This is a genomic window from Armatimonadota bacterium (genome assembly GCA_028871815.1).
Taxonomy (GTDB): domain Bacteria; phylum Armatimonadota; class Chthonomonadetes; order Chthonomonadales; family Chthonomonadaceae; genus REEB205.
In genome coordinates, this window is record JAGWMJ010000009.1 from 48,790 (window position 1) to 68,891 (window position 20,102).

Consider the following 20,102-nt stretch of genomic DNA (forward strand, 5'->3'; position numbering starts at 1 on the left):
CGCCGCTCGGGCCTCGATGGCGGCGCGATGCCCTGAGCGTACCAGCGGCACCTTAGATGCATCTGTGAGTGGGCTGAGAGTCTTCTAACCAGGCGGCTGCGCGTGCGGAACGACGTTCCGTTCGCCAAAGCGCCCAGACAAGGGCGGAGTCTTGCCCGCGGAGGCTAGTTCGTCACGGTTTCAAGCCTGGACCGACTCCTGAGCGAGCGACCTCCGACCTGGCGCGAACGCGCACGTTATCAGCCCTTACAGCTGAACCAGTCGCGACCGATGCCCGATTCGGCGCGCAGCGGCACGGTTAGCTCCATGGCGTGCTCCATCTCCCGCCGGACAACCTCGGCCATACCTTCCGCGTGCTCATACGGCGACTCGAGTACAAGTTCGTCGTGTATCTGGAGGAGCATTTTCAGTGGCAGTCTGTCATCGTCGATCCGCTGTTGCAAACGTACCATCGCCAACTTGATCAGGTCCGCCGCGCTCCCCTGTATCACACTGTTGATCGCCAGACGCTCTCCCAGCGCTCGCCGAGTCGGGCTCGACTCCCGAAGTTCCGGTATCGCCCGGCGCCGTCCCATGAACGTGGTGACGTAGCCGTGTTCCAACGCTTGATCCACGCACTGGCGCAGGAAGCGGTCGATGCCCGTAAAGCGCGCCTTGTAGTCCGCAATCAGTTTGGAGGCGCCGGCTACGTCGAGCTCCTCAATCCGCCTTGCAAGACCGTAGGCGGTTACGCCGTAGATGATGCCGAAGTTGATTGTCTTGGCACGGTCACGCATTTCGCGCGTAACCATCTCCAGCGGAACGCCGAAAACCTGGGCCGCGACGGCAGCATGAACGTCCTGCTCCGCCATGAAAGCGGCCGTCAGCGCCTCATCCCGGCTGAGGTGCGCCAGTATCCGCAGTTCAATCTGCGAATAGTCGGCGCAGATCAGCATGCCGCCATGCGGTGCGCGAAACGCTTTGCGGATTTGGCGGCCCGTCTCTTTACGGATCGGTATGTTCTGCAGGTTGGGTCCCTGCGACGCGATGCGGCCGGTTGCGGTCACCAGCTGATGAAACGTCGTGTGGATGCGGCCATCGGCCGGATCGATGGCCGACTTGAGGTTTCCAAGGTATGTACTGATCAGCTTGCTGAGCTGTCGGTACTCCATGATGAGGCGCGGGACCGCGGTGCGCGGATCATGAGCATCCTCCTGATCGGCAAGCTTTTCGAGCACCTCGACATCTGTGGAGCGTCCGGTTTTCGTTTTGCGCACTACCTTGAAACCGATGAGGTCGAACAGGACGTCGGCTAGCTGCTTGGGCGAATTGAGATCAAACTCGGTTCCGGCCGCAGCGAACACGGAGAGCTTCAGTTCATCTACGCGCGTCGTCAGCGCGTCGCCTTGCCTTGTAAGCTCTTCAGGATCGCACAGGATGCCGTTGGCCTCCATCCTGGCCAGCACGAGCGAGAGCGGTGCCTCCACATCTGCCAGCAGCGATGCCATTCCTGCGGATTCCAATTCCGGCTGCATCAATTGGTACAGCCTCAGGGCCGCGTCGGTATCCTCCGCTGCATAATGGGTCATCGCTTCCAGATCAACGGTATCCATCGAGGCCTGTTCCGAGCCCGTGCCGATGAGTTGCGATATAGCCGTCATCTGGTAGCCCAAACGCCGGGCGACCAGATCGTCGAGCTTATGACTTGCCTCGGAGGCCGCGAGCAGGTTGCTGGCAAAGAGCGAGTCGAAAACCACGCCGCGCAGCGTACAGCCGTAACGTAAAAGCACGCGAGCATCGAACTTCAGATTGTGGCCGCACTTCCGCACGTCTCGCGATTCCAGGATTGGGCCAAGCGCGCGCATGACGGGCGCAAGGGCTAGATGGAGGTGCGCTTGTGGAGAGCGAATCGGCACGTAGGCCGCTTTGCCTTCGGCCCATGCGAAGCTGAGCCCGCACAGTTGGGCATCCCGCTCGAGCCCGGTGGTTTCGGTATCGAACGCAACAAGCGCTGTGGTTTGCAGCGTGCTCGCAAGCGCTGCCAATTCCGACGCGGTGCGGATACAGGTGTACTCCTGCTGCCAACGCACGGTTGGAGCTTCACCGTTTTCCGGCAAGGGTTGTTGCTCAACCGAAATGAACTCCTCTTCAAACAGGCCCTCGCCACCTGCGATTCGACGGGCATCATCTTTAAGCCGATGAAAGTCCAGCCGCTCAAACAACGGGAGCAGGCGCGCCAGGTCTGGTCGCGCCGGTCTCGTTGCCTCCAACTCGAACGGGAGTTCGGGATCGCAGTGAAGCGTAACCAGCGCCCGCGAGAGGCCAATCGTTTCGCGCGCGGCCTCGAGGTTTTCGCGCTTCTTTCCGGTTATTGCGTCGAGGTGCGAATAAATGCCATCGATGCTGCCAAACTCTTTCAGCAGTTGTGACGCGGTTTTGGGGCCAACGCCGTCAACGCCGGGCACGTTATCCGACGTATCGCCGGTAAGTGCAAGCAAATCAATCACCTGATCGGGCCGAATTCCTTTTGAAGCCATGAGCGCCGATTCGTCTACGATGGCGCCGGTGGGCACATCAAACATAGCAACGCGTGGTCCGACCAACTGTTCCAGGTCCTTATCCTTGGAGAGGATCCGGATCTGAACATCCGTCGCCTCAGGGTCCGCGAGCACCCGCTGCACAACAGTCGCAATAATATCGTCTGCTTCCAGGCCGGTCTTCAGAATTACGGGCACTCCAAAGCCCGATAGCATTTCAAATACCAACGGTATCTGCGATACCAGATCGTCCGGCGTCGCTCGACGTGTCGCTTTGTAATCGGCATATATCTCGTCGCGATGCGTCTTTCCGGGTGCATCCGCTGCCGCCACAATAAAGTCCGGCCGTAGATCTCCGAGTACTTTTACCATCAGGCCGGCCACGCCGAACACGGCGTGAGTTGGCTCTCCGGTCACGTTGCTGCGCATGCCGTTTCGAATTGCGTAGTACGCGCGGAATATCTGGGCGAACGTATCGATTATGTAGAGGCTACGCGCCACGTTTGCCATCCTTTCTCGTACCACCGGCGGACCATCAGGCGCCGAAGAAGTTATATGTGCGCATGCCAAGCGCCAGGCTTGCAAGGCCCCAAATACTGCCCATGATGCAGTCACCGAGAATCAGGCCGAGAAAGAAAGGCAGGTACCTTCGGTAGGTGCGCAAACCACCGTACCGCATACAGAGCAGCTTTAGCGCCCATGCTATGAAAAGCGGCATCCAGACAAGGTTGATCGCCCACGACGACGCAATTGCGTATCCGAGCGGATGGAGCGGGAAACCAAAAAAGCGTAGGCGCAGCACGAACAGCGTGATGACACACAAGAATCCAACCGCCATCGCCATCATCGCCGGCGTACTCGGCCGCGGATTCAAGGTTGCCCCAACCCACTGTGACATGCGGTTCAGCGCTTCTTGAGGCATTGGCGTAACGTCCCTCATTTTGCTTGCCGCGCCGAGACGATATGCCTGAGTTTCAGAGGCCCAAAATGTAGCAAGCGTGCCGATGAGCACAGCAAGCATGATTGCCCCGAGCATCCGGCGCGCCTGCATGCCCCGCAACCGCGCCATCTGCAAGCCCTCCATGCCGGCCGGCATCGTGTCGCTCCGGTGTGCTCGCGTAAAGGAGTATCCGAACGTCATAAATGCCATATCATGCTGTGAGAAGACCTTCATCCCGGTAATCCGTGGGATCATGGCGTCCGGTCCCATAAAGTGGAAATCGTGCACCGGCGAGCCAACCTCGGCGCGAACGCGAGTCACGACGATGATGATCGCAAGGTAGATTCCGAGCCAGGCTGCGATCACCCACGGGGTGACATCGGCTGCGAGGCAGAATATGATGATTCCGCACAGGCCCGCGACAAGGCCCAGCAGCGCCATTCGTGGCGAGAGTGCCTCGTGAGCGCCATTGGCTGCCACCTCATCGCGGCCGCCACCGCGCGAAAGCGCGGAACGCCATATCGCCGCATAGGCCTTTCTGCCGCTCCATATATAGAAGCAGAATAAGCCCATAAGCGCCCCGAATCCCTGCTCTGGCGCGTAGGGGAAGTTTGCGTCGGCGTCCCACGCCATTGCGCGTGTTACCACAAGTTGCATCTTCCAGAAGATATAGAAGAACCAGCAGGAGAAGAGGAGATCGAGCGGAAGCAAGAACCCCAGACCTATTACCAGCGGGTAGAACGTGATCGGCGTCCAGTCGATTCCATCCCACGGTTTGACGGTGAAGAAAGGCTTGAGGTCAACCACACCTACGTTGATGGCCGGCAGCGACGGATAGAGGAATGCTATACCGTTCCACAGCGTGAGGCCCGCCGCTACCGCGAATCCGGCCCACATCAGGCGGCTGCCGAAAAACGCTTTGCCAGTACCGTCTTCCGTCATCTCCATTGGCAGCCATACAACGGGAAAGGTCAGGCGCTCACTATCGGCCCATTGGCGGCGCAGCAGGACATTGATGCAGTTTGCACACCATAGCACGAGGACGACAAACAGCGTCCAGAAACAGATTGGGCGTAACCACGCTTTAAGGATCGCCGCGCGATAGAAGGAGCTGTTGCCGAGATAAAAGCCGCGCAGCACCGAGCGGTTGGTGATCACAAGCCACGACGGGAACGCCGGCAGGAAGTGGTTCCAGCCGTTCGACTTCGACGCAAACCAAGTCCCGTGGCCGATGATGCCATTGAGGATGGGTATTCCATCGATGCCGGCGATTCCTGTGGAGATGGTCAGCATCGTCCAAAGCACCAGCAACTCAGCCTGCGAGAACGCGAACCTCGGCGCCAGGCGGCAGACGCCACGATTCAGCGCGAGCAAAACCGCCAGGACAAATACCACGTTGGCGCAGATGGGCAGCTGCGACGGATACGGGCCATACATAACCCGCTCCATCTGCAGTACCCAGAAAACGTTGGGAGGAATCAGGATGCAGCCGAGCGAGAGAGCGCGCCAGGTAATGCCGGTCGGTCGCTTTTCCGTCGTGGGATTGGATGACTCATCACCCGATGCGTGGGGCGCGGAAAGCTGTTGCATCGGCGAGGCCATTGGGCACTATTATGGCGTAAACTCTGGTAGATCGCCGGTCGTCCGGCGCCAGGTGATGCAGCAAGGAGGCCGGCGCATGGCGAAGATTGAGTGCCTACATTGCTTGACAACGCAGGAGGCGATGGATGCGGCCCCAGTCGGCGGCTCACTTGGCGAGCTGCTGCTCCGTCACACATGCCGCAGTTGCTGGCAGCTCTGGGTCGACCAGCAGTTGCTGATCATCAACCATTACGGTCTGCAGCTTGCCGATCCAGAGGATCGTAGACAACTCACGTCAACGATGAAGGAGTTTCTCAACCTGCCCGAACCACCGGGCAACAAGGCTTGACTCCACGAGCCTCATTTGTGTTTCCGGGCAGGCTTTGAAGGAACCGACGCTGGTGGGGCAATCGACATAACCGGCTCCAGAAACGCGTGCTTTGAGGCGTAGTTGAGCGTGACCTTGAAGTGGCTTAAAAAGTTCACTCCAAGGACTGCGGACGTTTTGTCGAAACCGGCCGGCGCATCTACCGAGAGGAAGCCTACCATAACCTTATGGACGACTGCCTTTCCCATCGAAATGGAGGGGACGACCGCGAAACCAACCTTCGCCAACCTGCCGCCTACGCCCGAGATAGCCGTAACGGTTGCCGGTTTGAGCTTGAGTTGCGCTGCAACCGCAACGGGTATCAATGTGCCCGGGCAGCCCGTATCGAGCAAAGCCTGAACGGTAGCCTTACCGACCTGAATCTTCACAAACGGACGCCCGTCGCGCATGAATAACGGTACAGCGATCGATGCGGCCGGCGGTTTGGTCTTGATAGACATGAGGACCAATGCCGCTTCAGGGTAATCTACAGTGACCTGAAATGCCGACAGAAACGGTGTTCCCAGCCATCCACTGGGCGCCTGTGGCGCCCCGGAAGCGCTGACCAGCGATGACACGTCGATGAGGGCTGGCGTAAGATTGCTGAGCGCAACGGATCCCACGTGGAGCGATGCCAATTTGGCCTGCATCGCGTCGGTTGTGGTCTGAAAGACGCTCAATCGAACCCGGGTAGCCACCGCCTGAAGGCTTTGCGACTTGTATACTGCCGGGCTGATGGTAATGGCGTTAAGACCGCTATCAATGGCGAACGTAGCGAACGCCTTTTGGTTGATAAAGCAGTCGACAACGGGTATGCCCTGCCAGTAGCGAATCGGCACCACAGCCGGCAACTGCACCGAGGCTGGGATTGGGAGCGGGGCAGGCTGGATTGGGAGTACCTGTCTGGTGGTGGAAGCACCCAAACCGATAACTGTGGCTGCCATAACGGCGCGTAAGCAACTAATCCGATTCATTTGTTGCAAGCTCGATGCGCTCTTGCAGCGCGTCCATCGCGAGCAGGTAGCCATGCGCTCCCAGGCCGCTGATCTGGCCAACGGCGGCGGGCGCTGTAACGGACCGACTCCGAAACTCCTCGCGAGCGTGGATATTGGAGAGGTGCACTTCCACAACCGGCAAACCTACGGCCGCCAGCGCGTCACGGATAGCGTAGGAATAGTGCGTGTAAGCCCCGGGATTGATTACGATTCCATCGGCCCAGTTGCGCGCTTCGTGAATCGTTTCGATGATATGCCCTTCATCGTTATGCTGGCACACTCGAACGGTGATGTGCCGTAGTTCGGCGTGCGCCTTGATGCGGGCATCGATGTCGGTGAGCGACTGGCTGCCGTAAATGGTCGGCTCGCGTGTTCCGAGAAGATTGAGGCTCGGCCCGTGGATGACGCTGATGCGTACTTGCCGGTTCACGACTTGGACGAGGCCTCTGGCGTTCCGGCATCATGATCTTCCGGGTTGGCATTCGGGTCGCGGAGAACCGCCTCCTCCACCAGCAAAACCGGCACGCCATTATTGACGGGGAAGGCATATCTGCCGCATGCGCATACCAGCACACCGGCTTCCTTATCGAGATGTACGGAGCGCCTCTGCGGACACGCTGGGCAAGCGAGCAGGTCCAGAAACCATTGCTCCAATACCTGGGGTGGCGGATCGGTGTTATTCATCTTGACAGGGCACCACGGCAGCACAGATTAGATGAACAGAATACCTGCAACCGAAGTGCCGGCGCGCCAGCCTAACTTGCGGTTACATCTTTGTATGCCTGGATGGTTCGAGCCGCCGTTGAGCGCCACGTAAAGCGTGCTGCGCGTGGTGGGCCAAGCGCGGCAAGACTCTCCCTCAGAGCCGGATCGGTCATCATGCGCACAAGAGCCGATTGGAACTGCTGCTGTTCGAGCGGTGCGATTAAGGCCGCATCGCCCACAACCTCCGGCATAGCGGGTCGGTCGCTCACCAGCACCGGCGTACCGCATGCCATCGCCTCCAGGGGAGGCAGACCAAAACCCTCGTACATCGCTGGATGGCAGTAGAAGAGGGATGCCGCGTAGAGTGCAGGGAGGTCCCCATCGGGTACATAACCCAGGAGACGCAGCCATGCGGGATCTGCTCCATTGTTCGCAGAGCGAGCCCGGTCCACGATCTCCTCCGCCGAGCCGCCCCACCCCGGCTTGCCGGCGATCACCAAATCCATCCCGCCAGCCGCCGACTGACGGGCCACCGCAAACGCCTCTGCAAGAAAAGCAAGATTCTTGCGTGGCTGCAGCACGCCGACTGAGAATACGAACGGTGCATCAAGGCCGTACGTGGCACGGACCTGGCTGAGGCTCTCTGCAAATTTATCGCGCGGATTCAGAAACTCTTCGGGCAAGCCGAGCGGAGTAGCGATAACCAGCCCTGGGTCCAAATCATACAGTCTCAGGATGTCGCGGCGCGAGCTTTCGGAAACGGTAATCACCCGGGCGGCTCGGCGCATCGAGGCGGCTGCGAACATGTTGAGCAGCAAGCGATCGTACGGGCGGTACCACTGCGGATAGAGACGGAATGAGACATCGTGAACCGTGGTGACGACGGGACACGGAATCCGAGGAGGAACGTTGTACTGCACGTGGAGGACGTCCGGCGGCTTCGCCTGTATCGCTCTCGGCAGGACGAGTAGCGACCAGACGCGATCATTGGCGGCCGGAAGCGAAATGAACTCGGCTTGCCCCAGCCATGCTGCCTCCGCAGCATCGACCGGAATACGGGTGTAGACAGTAAGCTTCGGCGGATCCGGCGCGCTCAGCATCGCGCGGATCAGGTTCCGCCAGTAGGTCCTGTCACCCGTATAGCGACCCGTGATGGCTCGGCCATCCACAGCGACATTCACTGCAGGGATGCTCGCTGTCGCCGAGGCGATGCAGCCACAATCTGCGCGTAGAGAGCGGCCAAGCGAGATGCCATAGCCGCGTAGCTGTTGCGGTCTGCGTAGGATGCGCAGGCTGCCGTAAGCCCGGCCCGGCGGGCGGGAGAGCCGATCAACTCGCGAAGTTCCTCGGCGAATCTGGGCGTACTATCTAGAGCAGCCAGCGCCACACAGGGATCACCATCTGCCGCGATTTCCCGGTGCGGAGGTATGTTGCTGGCGAGGATCGGCCGGCGATACGCGATAAGGCTGGCTAGCGAGCCGGAGCCGGACATCTCGACATACGGTGCGATAGCTACGTCGGTTGCGGCCATGGCAAACGGCACATCCGACGGCTGAAGGTAACCCGTGATGTGAACGCGGGCCGACATGCCCTCGGCCAGTATGCGGGCACGAAGCTTCGCGCCGGTATCCGTATGGTCGTCTGGATGATCGCCGCCGGCGAAGAGTAGGTCGACATCGGGCGGCAGAAGTGGCAACATATCGAGGGCCAGATTGTGACCCTTTCGCGCCGTAACGAATCCGAAGATTGTCACGGTGTGCTCGTTGGTGAGACCGAACCGCTCGCGCCCCGCCGCCCGGTCGGGTAACGGCTGAGGTTCCGGAACGGGATGTCGCATCACGTGCAGCCGCGACGGCTCAACGCCAATCGACTCCAGGCGTGTGCGATCCAGGAGCGTATGCACTACGATGGCGCGAATCTTATGATGGCAAAAGTTGCGCCGGTTGGCGACGGTCAGCGCCAGTCGGCGCAGCTTGCTGCCGGTCGGTGATACCACTTCGTGGGCCGTAACTACCAACGGCTTGCGCGCGGCGCCATAAACTGCGCCGATATGGCTTCGCAGCGGAGAGACTCCGCCGAACAGAAAGTACTGGTGCTGGATGTGAATCAGATCCGCCGACGCAGCGGCGGCCAGCGACCGGATATAGGCCGTGCCGTCTACTGCGCGATGCAGCAGTGCGCTGCCAATGCCGATTCGCCGGATCTCCGGTATCGGCGCACGAAGGACTGCGGGCGCGTCGGGCAGCCTCTCAAACGCACTCAACAGGTGCTCCGTATAATCCCGTACACCACACTGCAGTCGGTCCGGCAACATCATTGCCACCCGCAGCCGTGCGGGGTCGGTCACGGTGATTCAGTCCGTACCGGGCGACCGTGGACGGCTATCCAATCCAATGTTGCCTCCATTGGGAGGACCCCGGATGTGGCGCCGTTTCCCATTACCGAAAGCGCGCCTACCGCATTGGCGAACTCTGCTGCCGCGAATGGATCCCAGCGGCGTGCGAGGCACGCCAGGAAGCCGGCAACCCAGGCATCACCTGCTCCCAGCGTATCCGACACGGGTACCGACCATGCCTTCACGGTAACATGTCGTCCCCCCTCGAGCAACAGGTAGCATCCCTCGGCGCCTAGCTTTATACCAACGTTGCGTGCACCCAGGCTCTGCAGGCGGCATGCAATTTCGGGCACCGAGGTAATGCCATTGACCATGTGGCTCGCCTCCTCGTAGCTGGGCAGCAGGTAGTCTACGTAAGGTAGGCACGGCGCAAGACGTGACATCCAGTCACCAGCCGGATCCCAAACGACGTCCAGAGAGGTGGTGACGCCCGCCGCCCGAGCGCGGTGCAGCAAATCTGCCATTGGCTCGCCGTCGATGCCGGGCATCACCAGGGCGCCGCCGATGTTCAGGAAGCGCGTGTTGAGCAGGCGTTCACAATCCAGTCGTGACGCGGAAACGGTGCCGCTTGCCCCGACATCGTGAAGAAAGCTGCGCTCGCCATCCGGCGCGACCAACACTACGGTGCTGGCTGTCCGCGAGGCGACATCCACCACCACATCATCCGTTTCGACACCACTCTCGCGCAAACGGTGGAGGAGGAACTCGCCAAAGCCGTCTCCACCAACACATCCCGCCGCGGCGCAAGATACTCCGAGCTTGGCAAGCGCAATCGCCGTGTTGGCCGCATTACCGCCGGTCTGCAGTTCAATTCGCTCCAACATCGCCAGCTTGCCACGGCCGGGCAATCCCTCTACCGGCCGCGCCACCACGTCGGCAACCAGGATACCAAGACAGGTAACGTCGCGCAACGGCTACACCTCCCGCCCAGTTCCATGACTGGGCCCGGAGCGGTCGTCCAGCTGATAGGCTCGGGAATCCGGCGGAGGCTCACCCGTATCAAAGGCGGCGAGTACGCCGTATCGAACAAGTTGGGCACGCGCACCCTGGCAGCTGCAGATTGCCAACAGCGGTATGGCGCAAATCATCATCGGCAACACTGAGACCAGCATTATCGCAAACACGATCAGCGACATCCCCATGAGCTCGGCGGCAAACATGGGATCACCGATTGTGAGGAAAAAGGAACGCTTCAATGCCGCTCCGGCGCCTCGCCTGGCCTGGTGACCCGGGTCGTCCAGCGCGCCCAGCTCCTGCGCCGCAATCAGCGGGTACTGGTAAGCACCCATCATCAGCCAGAAAATGGTGATGTACAGGCAAACCATGGCGCCGAGCTGCCCGGCAAGTCCGAGATGACCGTAGAACCGAAAGTTTATGCCGATCAGGAATACGAACGCGAGGTGCAATATGCTGAGCATAAGTGACGCACGCCAGAGCCGGGCCGCGTTACGAAACAGATCTCCCCACGCTACCTCTTCGCGAGCGCAAATCTGCCACGCAACGCCAAATGTGCCACCGACCAGGAGCATCAGTACGCTCCAGAGAACCACGACCAGCGCGCCCCTCATGCCCCACGCCTGCGGCGGCAAAACGTCCCAAATGGAACCAATCGCCAGGATGATGGCCGCGATGGTAACGCTGATCGCCACTACAAGCCCGATGTGATCCCAGGTTAGGCCAAAAGCGGTGCGCATCTCGCGGAGAAACCGCGCGGGAGGCGGCCGATCCGTGACTTCAGATCGGTCCGGCTGCGGAGCTTGTTGGTCGTCAGCGCGCCGATTGTCGGGCGTCTTGAGCATAGCGTTGGCGAAACGTGGGTGGAGCAGCCGATTGAAGGAATAACGCGGCCTTAGACACAATACCCGAACCACATCCGTAACCGCTTGGCTACAAAATGGCATTCGCCCCGCTGCATACTCTCCTGACTTGGCTGGCTGCCGCCGTCGTGCTGCTTTGCGGCTGGGTAGTATGTGGATTCGCGCGATGGACTGCTGGGCGTTTGCCGGTTCGCTGGAGGAGGCTGCTGGTTGGAGCGGCCGGGTACGTCGTGTTGGTGCTCTTCGCCGTGGTGTTTGTTACCCCGTTCCTTTGGATGCTGGTCACCTCGGTAAAGGTTGATACCCAGATATTCAGCAACCACGTGCAATGGCTCCCAACGGTGCCAACGGTTCGCGAAACTGTGGTTGATAGCAACGGAATCCGCAAAACGAGCTACGTGCCGGTAGTCGTTTTGCACATCGGCATACAGACGCGGCGAGTGGCGCTGCTGGCAGACCTGGAACACGGGCAGAGCCGTGTCAGGGAACTTGGCGCAAACGCGCAAATTGAGGTCGTCCCAACTGCCAACATTACGCCGGTGCGCCGTGTTGAGCCGCAATGGCACAACTATCCCGACGCGCTCCGTTCGTTTCCGTTCTGGCTCTACACCGCCAATACGCTGCTGATCTGCGTGCTAACGATGGCGGGTACCGTGATCTCTGCAGCCTTGCCGGCGTACGGTTTCGCCCGGGTGCGGTGGCGTGGACGCGACACACTTTTCTTCATCCTGCTGGCCACCATCATGCTGCCTCCGCAGGTCACCATGCTGCCTGTGTTTCTTATCTTCCGAAGACTGCACTGGACAGGCACATTTCTGCCGCTGATTGTGCCGGCGTTCTTCGGCCCGGCGTTCTACATTTTCCTGCTGCGGCAGTTCTTCAGAACGCTTCCGCAGGAACTGTCGGACGCGGCGCGAATTGATGGGTGCTCGGAGGTAGGAATTCTGGCGCGAGTTATCGCACCGATATCCAAACCAGCTTTAGCCACTGTAGCGCTTCTAGCCTTCACCAGCGCATGGATGGACTTCAGTGGACCGCTGATTTACCTGCATGACGAACGAACCTATACGCTGGCTGTTGGCCTTCTGGCGTTTCTTGGCCGACACGGCGGCGAGTGGGCGCTCCTGATGGCAGCCAGTACCGTCATCACATTGCCGATGCTGGTGATCTTCTTCTTCGCTCAGAAGACCTACATCCAGGGAATAGCGCTTACCGGCATGAAGGGCTGATCTACCCGGACGAGCTTTTGCCCGGCTTACGGGGCGCACTGGCGGATTCTGGCCTGGAAGATACCGGCGCTACTACCCGTGCGCGGGCCAGCGTGCGCTCAGCATCGTCCTGCGGGCCCTTGCGAATTCCCGGGATGCCAAATCTGCGGACGATGCGGTCCAACAGCCGGTCTCGATCGACTGGCATCATGCTCTTCTCACCTCCACAACGCGCGATATCTGCCGTACGGCAAGATTACCGCGCAGGTTTCGCGGATTGTGCGCTTATGGACCAGCCGGTGACTCCATCGGCTATACTATCGATTCTGCGACGATCAGGCCTGGAGGAGGATCCCGAGCGTGAATACGTGGAAGCGGACGGTTGGCTGCGGCGAGTTGACGGTTACCGATGTCGACGCCACCGTTCGATTGAATGGTTGGGTAAATCGTCGGCGCGATTTCGGCGACCTGGTGTTCATCGACGTCCGTGACCGGACCGGACTGGTGCAGGTTGTAGCCGACGCTTCCGTCTCCCGTGACGTGCTCGAGCAGGCCGGCGCCCTTGGACGTGAGTATGTGGTTGCCGTTGAAGGAGCCGTGCGCTTACGCCGGCCCGGAACGGCGAATGCAGCCATGGCGACTGGTGAGATCGAGGTTGCTGCAGCGCGCATCGACGTGCTGAACGCCAGTGAACAACTGCCATTCGGAGTTGCCGATGACGAGTTTCAGGCATCTGCAGATGAAACGCTGCGCGTTCAGTACCGATACCTGGATCTGCGAAGGCCCGACATGTACCGCCGCTTGAAGTTGCGACACCAGGCCGTGAAGTACATCCGGGACTTCCTGGACGGTCACGGCTTCCTTGAAGTGGAAACACCGCTGTTTACCAAGAGTACTCCGGAGGGTGCGCGCGACTATCTGGTGCCGTATCGCCTGAATCCCGGCATGTTTTACGCCCTGCCACAATCGCCTCAGCAGTACAAGCAGCTTCTCATGGTCGGCGGAGTAGAGCGGTACTTCCAGATTGCGCGATGTTTCCGGGATGAAGCCCAACGGGCGGACCGGCAGCCGGAGTTTACACAACTCGATCTGGAAATGTCGTTCATCGAGCAGGAAGATGTGCTCTCATTAATCGAGGAGCTGCACATCGGCCTGGTCAGGGCAATGAGCGGCAAAAGCATGCTCACGCCTTTCCCGCGATTCACCTACGACGAGGCAATGGACCTGTATGGCACCGACAAGCCGGACATCCGCTTCGGTCTGGAGGTTGTTCGGCTGAACGGGATCGCGGCCCGATGTGACTTTGGCGTGTTTCGCTCAGCGGTCGATGCCGGAGGCGGCGTAGCCGCAGTCCGATACCCGGGTGGCAGTGCTCTCAGTCGCCGCGAGGTGGATGAGCTTGGCGCGATGGCGAGGGAGGCCGGCGCCGGCGGATTGGCCACTATTGCCGTAACGGAGTTGAGCGCGGCGCACGTAAAGTCTGCTCTGTCGCGCTACTTTGATGCGACGGAAATGGAGGCCATCCTCACCGCATGCCATGCCGAGCAGGGCGACCTGTTGTGCCTTGTCGCAGACGCCGAGCCGGATACGGTGAATGTCGCAATTTCAAGACTGCGCCTGGAGATTGGCCGCCGACTGAATCTTCGATCACCGGACATGCTCTGCTTTTGCTGGATCACCGACTTCCCTCTGGTGAAGTGGGACGAAGCGAACGAGCGTTGGGACTCGGAACACCATCCGTTTACGATGCCGCACGAACAGGATCTGCCGAAGTTTGATACCGACCCGGCCGCAATCCGGGCTCATTGCTACGACCTGGTGTGCAACGGGCAGGAGAGCGGATCAGGCAGCATCCGGATCCACCGGGCCGATATTCAGGAGCGGGTCTTTGACCTGTTGGGCATCTCGCGGGAACGCCAGCAGGAGCGCTTCGGCCACATCCTCAAGGCATTCTCGTACGGTGCTCCACCTCACGGCGGTATCGCTACAGGCATTGATCGGCTAATCATGAACCTGCTCGGTGAGGCAAACATTCGGGAAGTAATCGCGTTTCCTAAGACCGGCATGGGATATGATCCCCTGATGGACTCGCCGTCGCGCGTGGATCAAGAGCAGCTCGACGAACTCGGTCTGGCTGTCAAACGGCAGAAGCAATAATCGCGGCGTCCTGCCGACCACAAATGCGGGAGATTGCTGATAGAAGCGGGAGCCTTGCGCGTGCGCAGGTGCAGCTATGCCGCAGCCGGCACGCCCAACAATCGCGCAGAAGCCGGCACAAGCAGATCCGGCGCAAAACCGGCCAGGCTACAAGGCTTCGTCGCCCTCGTCACCAGTTCGGATGCGTACCGCGCGCTCTACATCCGATATAAAGATTTTGCCATCACCCACCTCGCCTGTGGCCGCGGCCGCGAGCGCAACTGCCAGCGCATCTTCGACATTTGCATCGGCAACGACCATTTCGACCTTCACTTTAGGAAGCAAGTTGACGACATAGGTATTGCCGCGATACTTTTCGGTCCGTCCGCGCTGGTGGCCGAAGCCACGAACGTCGGTCACCGTCATACCCACGATGCCGATGTCGGCCAGCGCCTGTTTCACATCCTCAAGCTTGATCGGCCGGATTACACACTCAATCTTCTTCATGGCGCTCTCCCGGCCGGTTAGAAGTCTGTTCCTTGAGCCGCTGGAGAACAGCAGCCCCGATGGCGCGAGTACCTACGGAGCACTCTCCCGGCGCGGCAATATCCGCCGTGCGGCAGCCGGCTGTGAGCGCGGCATCCACGGCCGCCTCAATGGCGACGGCCGCAGGTTCGCAGTCCAGCGAATACCGGAACATAAGCGCTACTGAGAGGATAGCAGCCAACGGATTTGCCACGTCGCGGCCGGCAATGTCGGGCGCTGAGCCATGTGCCGGTTCAAACAACCCCCGCCGGTGTCCGGCCGGGCCGAAGTCGCTGCCCAGACTGGCCGAAGCCAGCATCCCAAGGCTGCCGGTAAGCATCGCCGCTTCATCGCTCAGGATATCTCCAAACATGTTTTCGGTCACGATCACGTCAAACTGCGCGGGATTTCGGATCAACTGCATGGCAGCGTTATCAACCAGCATGTGACTGAGTTCTAGATCCGGATACCGGCTCAAGCCCATCCCGGTCACGGTCTCCCGCCACAGCCGTGATGTCTCCAGGACATTTGCCTTGTCCACGCTGCACATGCGCCCACGCCGGCTTGCGGCGGCACGAAATCCTGTTTCTGCGATCCGCTCAATCTCGGCGCGCGAGTACACGCATGTATCCACTGCGAATTCGCCGGTAGGATCGCGGTGCCTTGGCTGACCGAAATAGATCCCGCCCGTCAGTTCCCGGACGACCATCAGATCGACGTCGGGATCCTCCAGCGCGCGACGCAACGGCGAGCTGCCACGCAGCGCAGCGTGCACGCGTACGGGCCGAAGATTGGCGTACAGGCCGAGTTCCTTCCGGATTGGCAGCAGCGCACCGGATTCAGGCCTCTTGGTCGCGGGCTGTATCGCGTCCCACTTCGGGCCTCCGACAGCCCCGAGGAGCACCGCGTCCGAGGCCCTGCAGAGCGCTCGTGTGGCCTCAGGCAGCGGCTCGCCGATCGCATCCAGCGCGGCTCCGCCAATCAGCGCATGCTCGATATCGAGAGAGACGCCATGCAGTTCGGCTGCGGCTGCCGCAACCAGCTCAGCTTGAAGCAGAATCTCCGGTCCGACACCGTCACCAGCCAGAACAGCGATACGGAATCCAGTCATGCTTCTTGCTGTTCCGTTCCGCACCGGCTCAATTGCATCAGGTGCAGCACGGTTTCGAAAGCCTGTGCCCGCCAGAAGCCGACTGCGGCCGGGTTGGACGCAGCGGCACACAACTGAACGGTAGCTCCCTGCTTCAGCGAGAAATCACGTAGCAGTGCCCGGACCAGGTTACCAGCAACTCCGCGGCGGCGCCATTCCGGCGTCACGTACAGGTCGGCTATCCAGGCCTCGTTACCGGTGAACATGAATGGCGACGGTACGCGCGTGGACCCGGCAACAAATCCAAGAAGTGTGGTCGCCAACGGCTCCTCGGCGACCCAGACGTGCCAGTCGCGTCCAGTCAGCAGGCGCCTTGCGTGCTCCAGGTGCAGCCTTGTGCCCGGCGGCACCCCCGGCAGCCGCCGATCAAGTTCGTGGTGCTCGTTCATCAACCGCAGCCAGAGTGCGGCAACCTGCTCAGCATCGCGCACTCCGGCGCGGCGAACCGTTGGTACGGGGAGTGCGTCTGTGGGCAAAGTCATCCTTCCTGCGGCGAACCCAAATGAACCGATCCGAGCACAGGATTCTACCGTATTCGCCCGCTGCCAGGCACGTGGCTATGGCAGCGCCGGACCATCAAGGCTTCGGAACCAGACGCGCGCGGAGGTTACCGTATTCCGGGTGGGAGCCACGATACGGAACGGCACAGATGCGCCCGCCGGCATTGTGGTATCAGTGGCAACCGCAGCTTGCGACGACAGGAGCCGGCCGCTGCGGTCAACGAGGCTCACTGCCGCCTCCAATCCGGTCAGCGCCCGGCCGCTGGTGTTGCGAACCGAACCCGTCACGACCAGGAACCCGGGATGAGGCGCAACGTGAACTGCGCTCGCTTGCACAGCGCGATTCGAAAGGACGGCCACAGGCATCCGATGCGCCGCGGGGCTAACAAGGAACCATCCGGCCAGCGCCGCGAGCAGCGCAGCGATGCCCAGTGCAGTTTGAAGTGCGCGCCGTCGTGATGCGCCACGCGGATCGCCAGTTACCAGCCGGAGTTCGGGCTGCCCGTCCGGGCAGGCGGTTGACTTCGGAAGGCTGAACGCAGTTGCGTAGGAACGTGTCATTGGAGTTACCCCTGGTGGATATACGTATCGGCGTCATAAATCAACGCCTGTTTGTCTACTATCCCGTCGGGAGTGAACCCGGAAGCAACATCACAATTCTGCCCGAAATCGTTAGAAATCGGTTGTGGGCGGCCGCGTACGCGGGCTAATGCGGGTGCGAGGGCACTGCCGGAACTGCGGCGGCCGGTGTCGCAGCGCGGCCGTTTGGAGCGCGCGTCGCCTTCTCTCTAGCGATATTCCGCGGCTCAAGTGCGCGACGCAATACATCGCTCACGTCATCCACAAACTCGATATCAATCGCCTCACGAACCGGCTCGGGTACTTCCTCCATCACGTCCTTTCGATTACGATCCGGCAAAAGGAGCGTGGTGATGCCGGCTCGGTGCGCACCAAGGACCTTATCTTTGATGCCGCCGACCGGCAGCACACGGCCCGAAAGCGTTACCTCACCCGTCATGGCCAACAGTGGTCGCACACGACGGCCACTGAAGAGCGACGCCAACGCCGTGGTCATGGTAATGCCGGCGGATGGTCCGTCTTTAGGTATTGCGCCAGCCGGAACGTGGATGTGGATATCGTGCGTCTCGTAGAAGTCGGACGGAGAGCCGATCTCCTCGGCGTGTCCGCGGACATACGACAGGGCTGCCTGTGCCGACTCGCGCATCACATCGCCCAGCTGCCCGGTAATCGTAAGCACACTCGGCCGGGACGCCGGCGCCGGCGTGGCGGCTGCCTCGATAAATATAATATCGCCCCCCATCGGCGTCCAGACCAGACCGGTGGCCACACCCGGCCGTTCCACTCGCTTCATGGCTTCTTCACTCTCGAAGCGAGCCGCCCCTAGGTACCGGCCAACCACCTCAGTTGTCACGCGGAGGTGGTCGCGGGTGCCCTCCGCAAACTGCCGCGTTGCCTTACGGCAAATCGCCGCTATCTCTCGCTCCAGGTTGCGCACACCGGCTTCACGCGTGTAGCCACGGATGATCAGGCGGATTGCGGGCGCCAGGAAGCTGATTCTACCGGCGATACCATGTTCGGCCACCTGTTTGGGAACCAGGTGCCGCTTGGCGATGGCAAGCTTTTCCTCTTCGGTATAGCCAGAGATCTCGATCACTTCCATCCGGTCGCGGAGCGGCGGCAGAATGGTGTCCAGCACATTAGCTGTTGTTACAAACAGTACGTTGCTAAGATCGAACGGCACGTCCAGGTAGTGGTCTCGAAACGCGTTATTCTGCTCCGGGTCGAGAACCTCCAGCAATGCGCTGGATGGGTCCCCGCGAAAATCAGCCTGAACCTTGTCGATCTCATCGAGCATGAATACCGGGTTGTTGGTTTCCGCGCGCTTTATGCCCTGGATGATCTGACCCGGCAGCGCGCCGATATACGTGCGCCGATGCCCGCGCACTTCTGCTTCATCGCGCACCCCACCGAGCGATATCCGGACAAACTTACGATGGATCGCCCGCGCTATCGACTTGCCGAGCGACGTTTTGCCCACGCCGGGAGGCCCGACAAAACAGAGGATCGGTTGACGTGCCGATTCACTGGGGTTGAATTTGCGCACAGAGAGATACTCGAGAATCCGCTCTTTGACTTTGTCGAGCCCGTAATGGTCGCTATCCAGCACCTTTTTTACCGCGGCAATGTCGAGATTGTCCTTGCTGCTAACCTTCCATGGCAGCGAGACCATCCAGTCCAGATAGGTGCGCGCAACGTGATATTCGGGTGCGGCGGGGTTCATGCGCAAGAGGCGATCCAGCTCTCGATCGGCCTCTTTGCGCGCCTCTTCCGGCATACCGGCGCTGGCGATCTTTTCGCGGAGTTCGTCGGCATCTTGTGTTCTGTCGTCGCCCTCGCCCAGCTCCTTCTGGATCTGCCGCAACTGTTCGCGCAGGTAGTACTCGCGCTGGGTTTTACCAAGTTCCTGAGCCACCTCGCTCTGCAGGCGGCTTCCGACTTCGAGCACCTGAACCTCGCGCGCCAGAAGCTGGAGCAGTCGCGTCATGCGCGGTTTCAGCTCAATCGCCTCGAGAATCTCCTGACGTTCCGAGAAGGTCAGGCGTGGCATCTGGGCCGCGATGAGATCGGTGAGGACGTTTGGTTCCTGAACGTTGTTAGGCAGGTTCTGGAGTTCATCCGGCAGATCGGGTGAGAGTTGAACAACCCGTGCGAACTGTTGGCCGATAGCGCGTGTGAGCGCCTCAACGTCCAGCTTGTCCTCTTCGTTGATTTCCGGTTCGGCGATCGGCTCGATCTTGACCCGCAGATAGGGCGTGGTTTGCACCGCCTCCAGTATGCGGATTCGCTGTATCCCTTGAACGATCAAGCGGATGCCATCGGCAACTTGCGCCATCATTCGGATAGCGACGATGCATCCGATACCGTACACATCCTCCATCGTCGGATCCTCGATGGCAGGATCCTTCTTGCACACGACACCGATCAGGCGGTTGCCGTCGACCACCGATTCGTTGACAAGTTTTATCGAATTCTCACGGCCAACGCCGAGTGGCGCTACGAGGACCGGAAAAATCACAACCTCGCGGAGCGGCAGCAGATTGACCACATCGGGTAAAGGCGTCCGAACGCCGCCCTCAGATGCTGCCTCGGGAGTTGATATGCTGCTATCGTGATGTTCCAGTATCTCTGTAAGGTTTTTGGGTTCCATTCGTCCTCGCAATCGCGGATCACTAAATCGGCGCAAGT

Annotated in this window: 18 protein-coding genes; 4 read left to right on the forward strand and 14 right to left on the reverse strand. The window is 60.5% G+C overall.

Annotated elements, in window-relative coordinates; all coding sequences use genetic code 11:
* Positions 1-239: 239 nt before the first annotated feature.
* Positions 240-3,017, reverse strand: a complete 2,778-nt coding sequence (gene polA / locus KGJ62_11460) for a DNA polymerase I (GenBank protein ID MDE2127198.1) — start codon at positions 3,015-3,017, stop codon at positions 240-242.
* A 34-nt stretch (positions 3,018-3,051) separates the two neighbouring features.
* Entirely contained in the window at positions 3,052-5,046 is a 1,995-nt protein-coding gene (locus tag KGJ62_11465; GenBank protein ID MDE2127199.1) for a hypothetical protein, read from the reverse strand.
* An 88-nt stretch (positions 5,047-5,134) separates the two neighbouring features.
* Between KGJ62_11465 and KGJ62_11470 the strand changes: the two genes are divergently transcribed.
* The gene (locus KGJ62_11470; protein ID MDE2127200.1) at positions 5,135-5,386 is read left to right on the forward strand and encodes a Fe(2+)-trafficking protein; all 252 of its coding nucleotides are present in this window, start codon (positions 5,135-5,137) and stop codon (positions 5,384-5,386) included.
* A gap of 11 nt (positions 5,387-5,397) precedes the next feature.
* Here the strand turns inward: KGJ62_11470 and KGJ62_11475 are convergent, their stop codons facing one another.
* The 7 genes from KGJ62_11475 to KGJ62_11505 all read right to left on the reverse strand — a co-directional run bounded on the left by KGJ62_11475 (position 5,398) and on the right by KGJ62_11505 (position 11,193).
* Positions 5,398-6,378: a clan AA aspartic protease gene (locus KGJ62_11475; protein MDE2127201.1), complete on the reverse strand. Its 981-nt coding sequence runs from the start codon at positions 6,376-6,378 to the stop codon at positions 5,398-5,400.
* Complete coding sequence (gene aroQ / locus KGJ62_11480) at positions 6,365-6,829, reverse strand: type II 3-dehydroquinate dehydratase (GenBank protein ID MDE2127202.1); 465 nt, start codon at positions 6,827-6,829, stop codon at positions 6,365-6,367. The genes KGJ62_11475 and aroQ overlap by 14 nt, the downstream gene beginning before the upstream one ends.
* Complete coding sequence (locus KGJ62_11485) at positions 6,826-7,083, reverse strand: Trm112 family protein (protein ID MDE2127203.1); 258 nt, start codon at positions 7,081-7,083, stop codon at positions 6,826-6,828. The genes aroQ and KGJ62_11485 overlap by 4 nt, the downstream gene beginning before the upstream one ends.
* 71 nt (positions 7,084-7,154) lie before the next feature.
* Positions 7,155-8,285, reverse strand: coding sequence for a glycosyltransferase family 4 protein (locus KGJ62_11490; protein MDE2127204.1), 1,131 nt, complete (start codon positions 8,283-8,285; stop codon positions 7,155-7,157).
* Complete coding sequence (locus KGJ62_11495) at positions 8,282-9,367, reverse strand: glycosyltransferase family 4 protein (GenBank protein ID MDE2127205.1); 1,086 nt, start codon at positions 9,365-9,367, stop codon at positions 8,282-8,284. The genes KGJ62_11490 and KGJ62_11495 overlap by 4 nt, the downstream gene beginning before the upstream one ends.
* A gap of 80 nt (positions 9,368-9,447) precedes the next feature.
* A complete protein-coding gene (locus KGJ62_11500) occupies positions 9,448-10,410 on the reverse strand; it encodes a carbohydrate kinase family protein (protein MDE2127206.1) in 963 nt (320 codons plus the stop codon).
* Positions 10,411-10,413: 3 nt separating this feature from the next.
* A complete protein-coding gene (locus tag KGJ62_11505) occupies positions 10,414-11,193 on the reverse strand; it encodes a hypothetical protein (GenBank protein MDE2127207.1) in 780 nt (259 codons plus the stop codon).
* A gap of 398 nt (positions 11,194-11,591) precedes the next feature.
* Here KGJ62_11505 and KGJ62_11510 point away from each other — a divergent pair, with 398 nt between their 5' ends.
* Both KGJ62_11510 and aspS read left to right on the forward strand, forming a co-directional pair.
* A complete protein-coding gene (locus KGJ62_11510; GenBank protein ID MDE2127208.1) occupies positions 11,592-12,545 on the forward strand; it encodes a carbohydrate ABC transporter permease in 954 nt (317 codons plus the stop codon).
* 339 nt (positions 12,546-12,884) lie between these two features.
* Positions 12,885-14,681, forward strand: coding sequence for an aspartate--tRNA ligase (gene aspS, locus KGJ62_11515; protein MDE2127209.1), 1,797 nt, complete (start codon positions 12,885-12,887; stop codon positions 14,679-14,681).
* A 147-nt stretch (positions 14,682-14,828) separates the two neighbouring features.
* On the opposite strand, the gene KGJ62_11520 is transcribed toward aspS, so the two are convergent.
* The 4 genes from KGJ62_11520 to KGJ62_11535 form a co-directional block, all read right to left on the reverse strand.
* Positions 14,829-15,167, reverse strand: a complete 339-nt coding sequence (locus tag KGJ62_11520; GenBank protein ID MDE2127210.1) for a P-II family nitrogen regulator — start codon at positions 15,165-15,167, stop codon at positions 14,829-14,831.
* Positions 15,154-16,296, reverse strand: a complete 1,143-nt coding sequence (leuB, locus tag KGJ62_11525) for a 3-isopropylmalate dehydrogenase (GenBank protein ID MDE2127211.1) — start codon at positions 16,294-16,296, stop codon at positions 15,154-15,156. Before leuB ends, KGJ62_11520 begins: the two co-directional genes overlap by 14 nt.
* Positions 16,293-16,811: a GNAT family N-acetyltransferase gene (locus tag KGJ62_11530; protein ID MDE2127212.1), complete on the reverse strand. Its 519-nt coding sequence runs from the start codon at positions 16,809-16,811 to the stop codon at positions 16,293-16,295. The genes leuB and KGJ62_11530 overlap by 4 nt, the downstream gene beginning before the upstream one ends.
* Before the next feature lie 81 nt (positions 16,812-16,892).
* Positions 16,893-17,396, reverse strand: a complete 504-nt coding sequence (locus KGJ62_11535; protein ID MDE2127213.1) for an FxLYD domain-containing protein — start codon at positions 17,394-17,396, stop codon at positions 16,893-16,895.
* On the opposite strand from KGJ62_11535, the gene KGJ62_11540 reads away from it, so the two are divergent.
* Positions 17,396-17,545, forward strand: a complete 150-nt coding sequence (locus KGJ62_11540; GenBank protein MDE2127214.1) for a hypothetical protein — start codon at positions 17,396-17,398, stop codon at positions 17,543-17,545. The genes KGJ62_11535 and KGJ62_11540 overlap by 1 nt on opposite strands.
* Here KGJ62_11540 and lon read toward each other — a convergent pair.
* Positions 17,542-20,064, reverse strand: a complete 2,523-nt coding sequence (lon, locus tag KGJ62_11545) for an endopeptidase La (GenBank protein MDE2127215.1) — start codon at positions 20,062-20,064, stop codon at positions 17,542-17,544. The genes KGJ62_11540 and lon overlap by 4 nt on opposite strands.
* Positions 20,065-20,102: the final 38 nt, after the last annotated feature.

Coding starts and splice junctions, on each gene's coding strand:
- leuB (MDE2127211.1), bottom strand. CDS start 16,296: ATGACTGGATTCCGTATCGCTGTTCTGGCTGGTGACGGTGTCGGACCG.
- KGJ62_11520 (MDE2127210.1), bottom strand. CDS start 15,167: ATGAAGAAGATTGAGTGTGTAATCCGGCCGATCAAGCTTGAGGATGTG.
- KGJ62_11535 (MDE2127213.1), bottom strand. CDS start 17,396: ATGACACGTTCCTACGCAACTGCGTTCAGCCTTCCGAAGTCAACCGCC.
- KGJ62_11505 (MDE2127207.1), bottom strand. CDS start 11,193: ATGCGCACCGCTTTTGGCCTAACCTGGGATCACATCGGGCTTGTAGTG.
- KGJ62_11510 (MDE2127208.1), top strand. CDS start 11,592: ATGCTGGTCACCTCGGTAAAGGTTGATACCCAGATATTCAGCAACCAC.
- KGJ62_11485 (MDE2127203.1), bottom strand. CDS start 7,083: ATGAATAACACCGATCCGCCACCCCAGGTATTGGAGCAATGGTTTCTG.
- KGJ62_11465 (MDE2127199.1), bottom strand. CDS start 5,046: ATGCAACAGCTTTCCGCGCCCCACGCATCGGGTGATGAGTCATCCAAT.
- KGJ62_11475 (MDE2127201.1), bottom strand. CDS start 6,378: ATGAATCGGATTAGTTGCTTACGCGCCGTTATGGCAGCCACAGTTATC.
- lon (MDE2127215.1), bottom strand. CDS start 20,064: ATGGAACCCAAAAACCTTACAGAGATACTGGAACATCACGATAGCAGC.
- KGJ62_11470 (MDE2127200.1), top strand. CDS start 5,135: ATGGCGAAGATTGAGTGCCTACATTGCTTGACAACGCAGGAGGCGATG.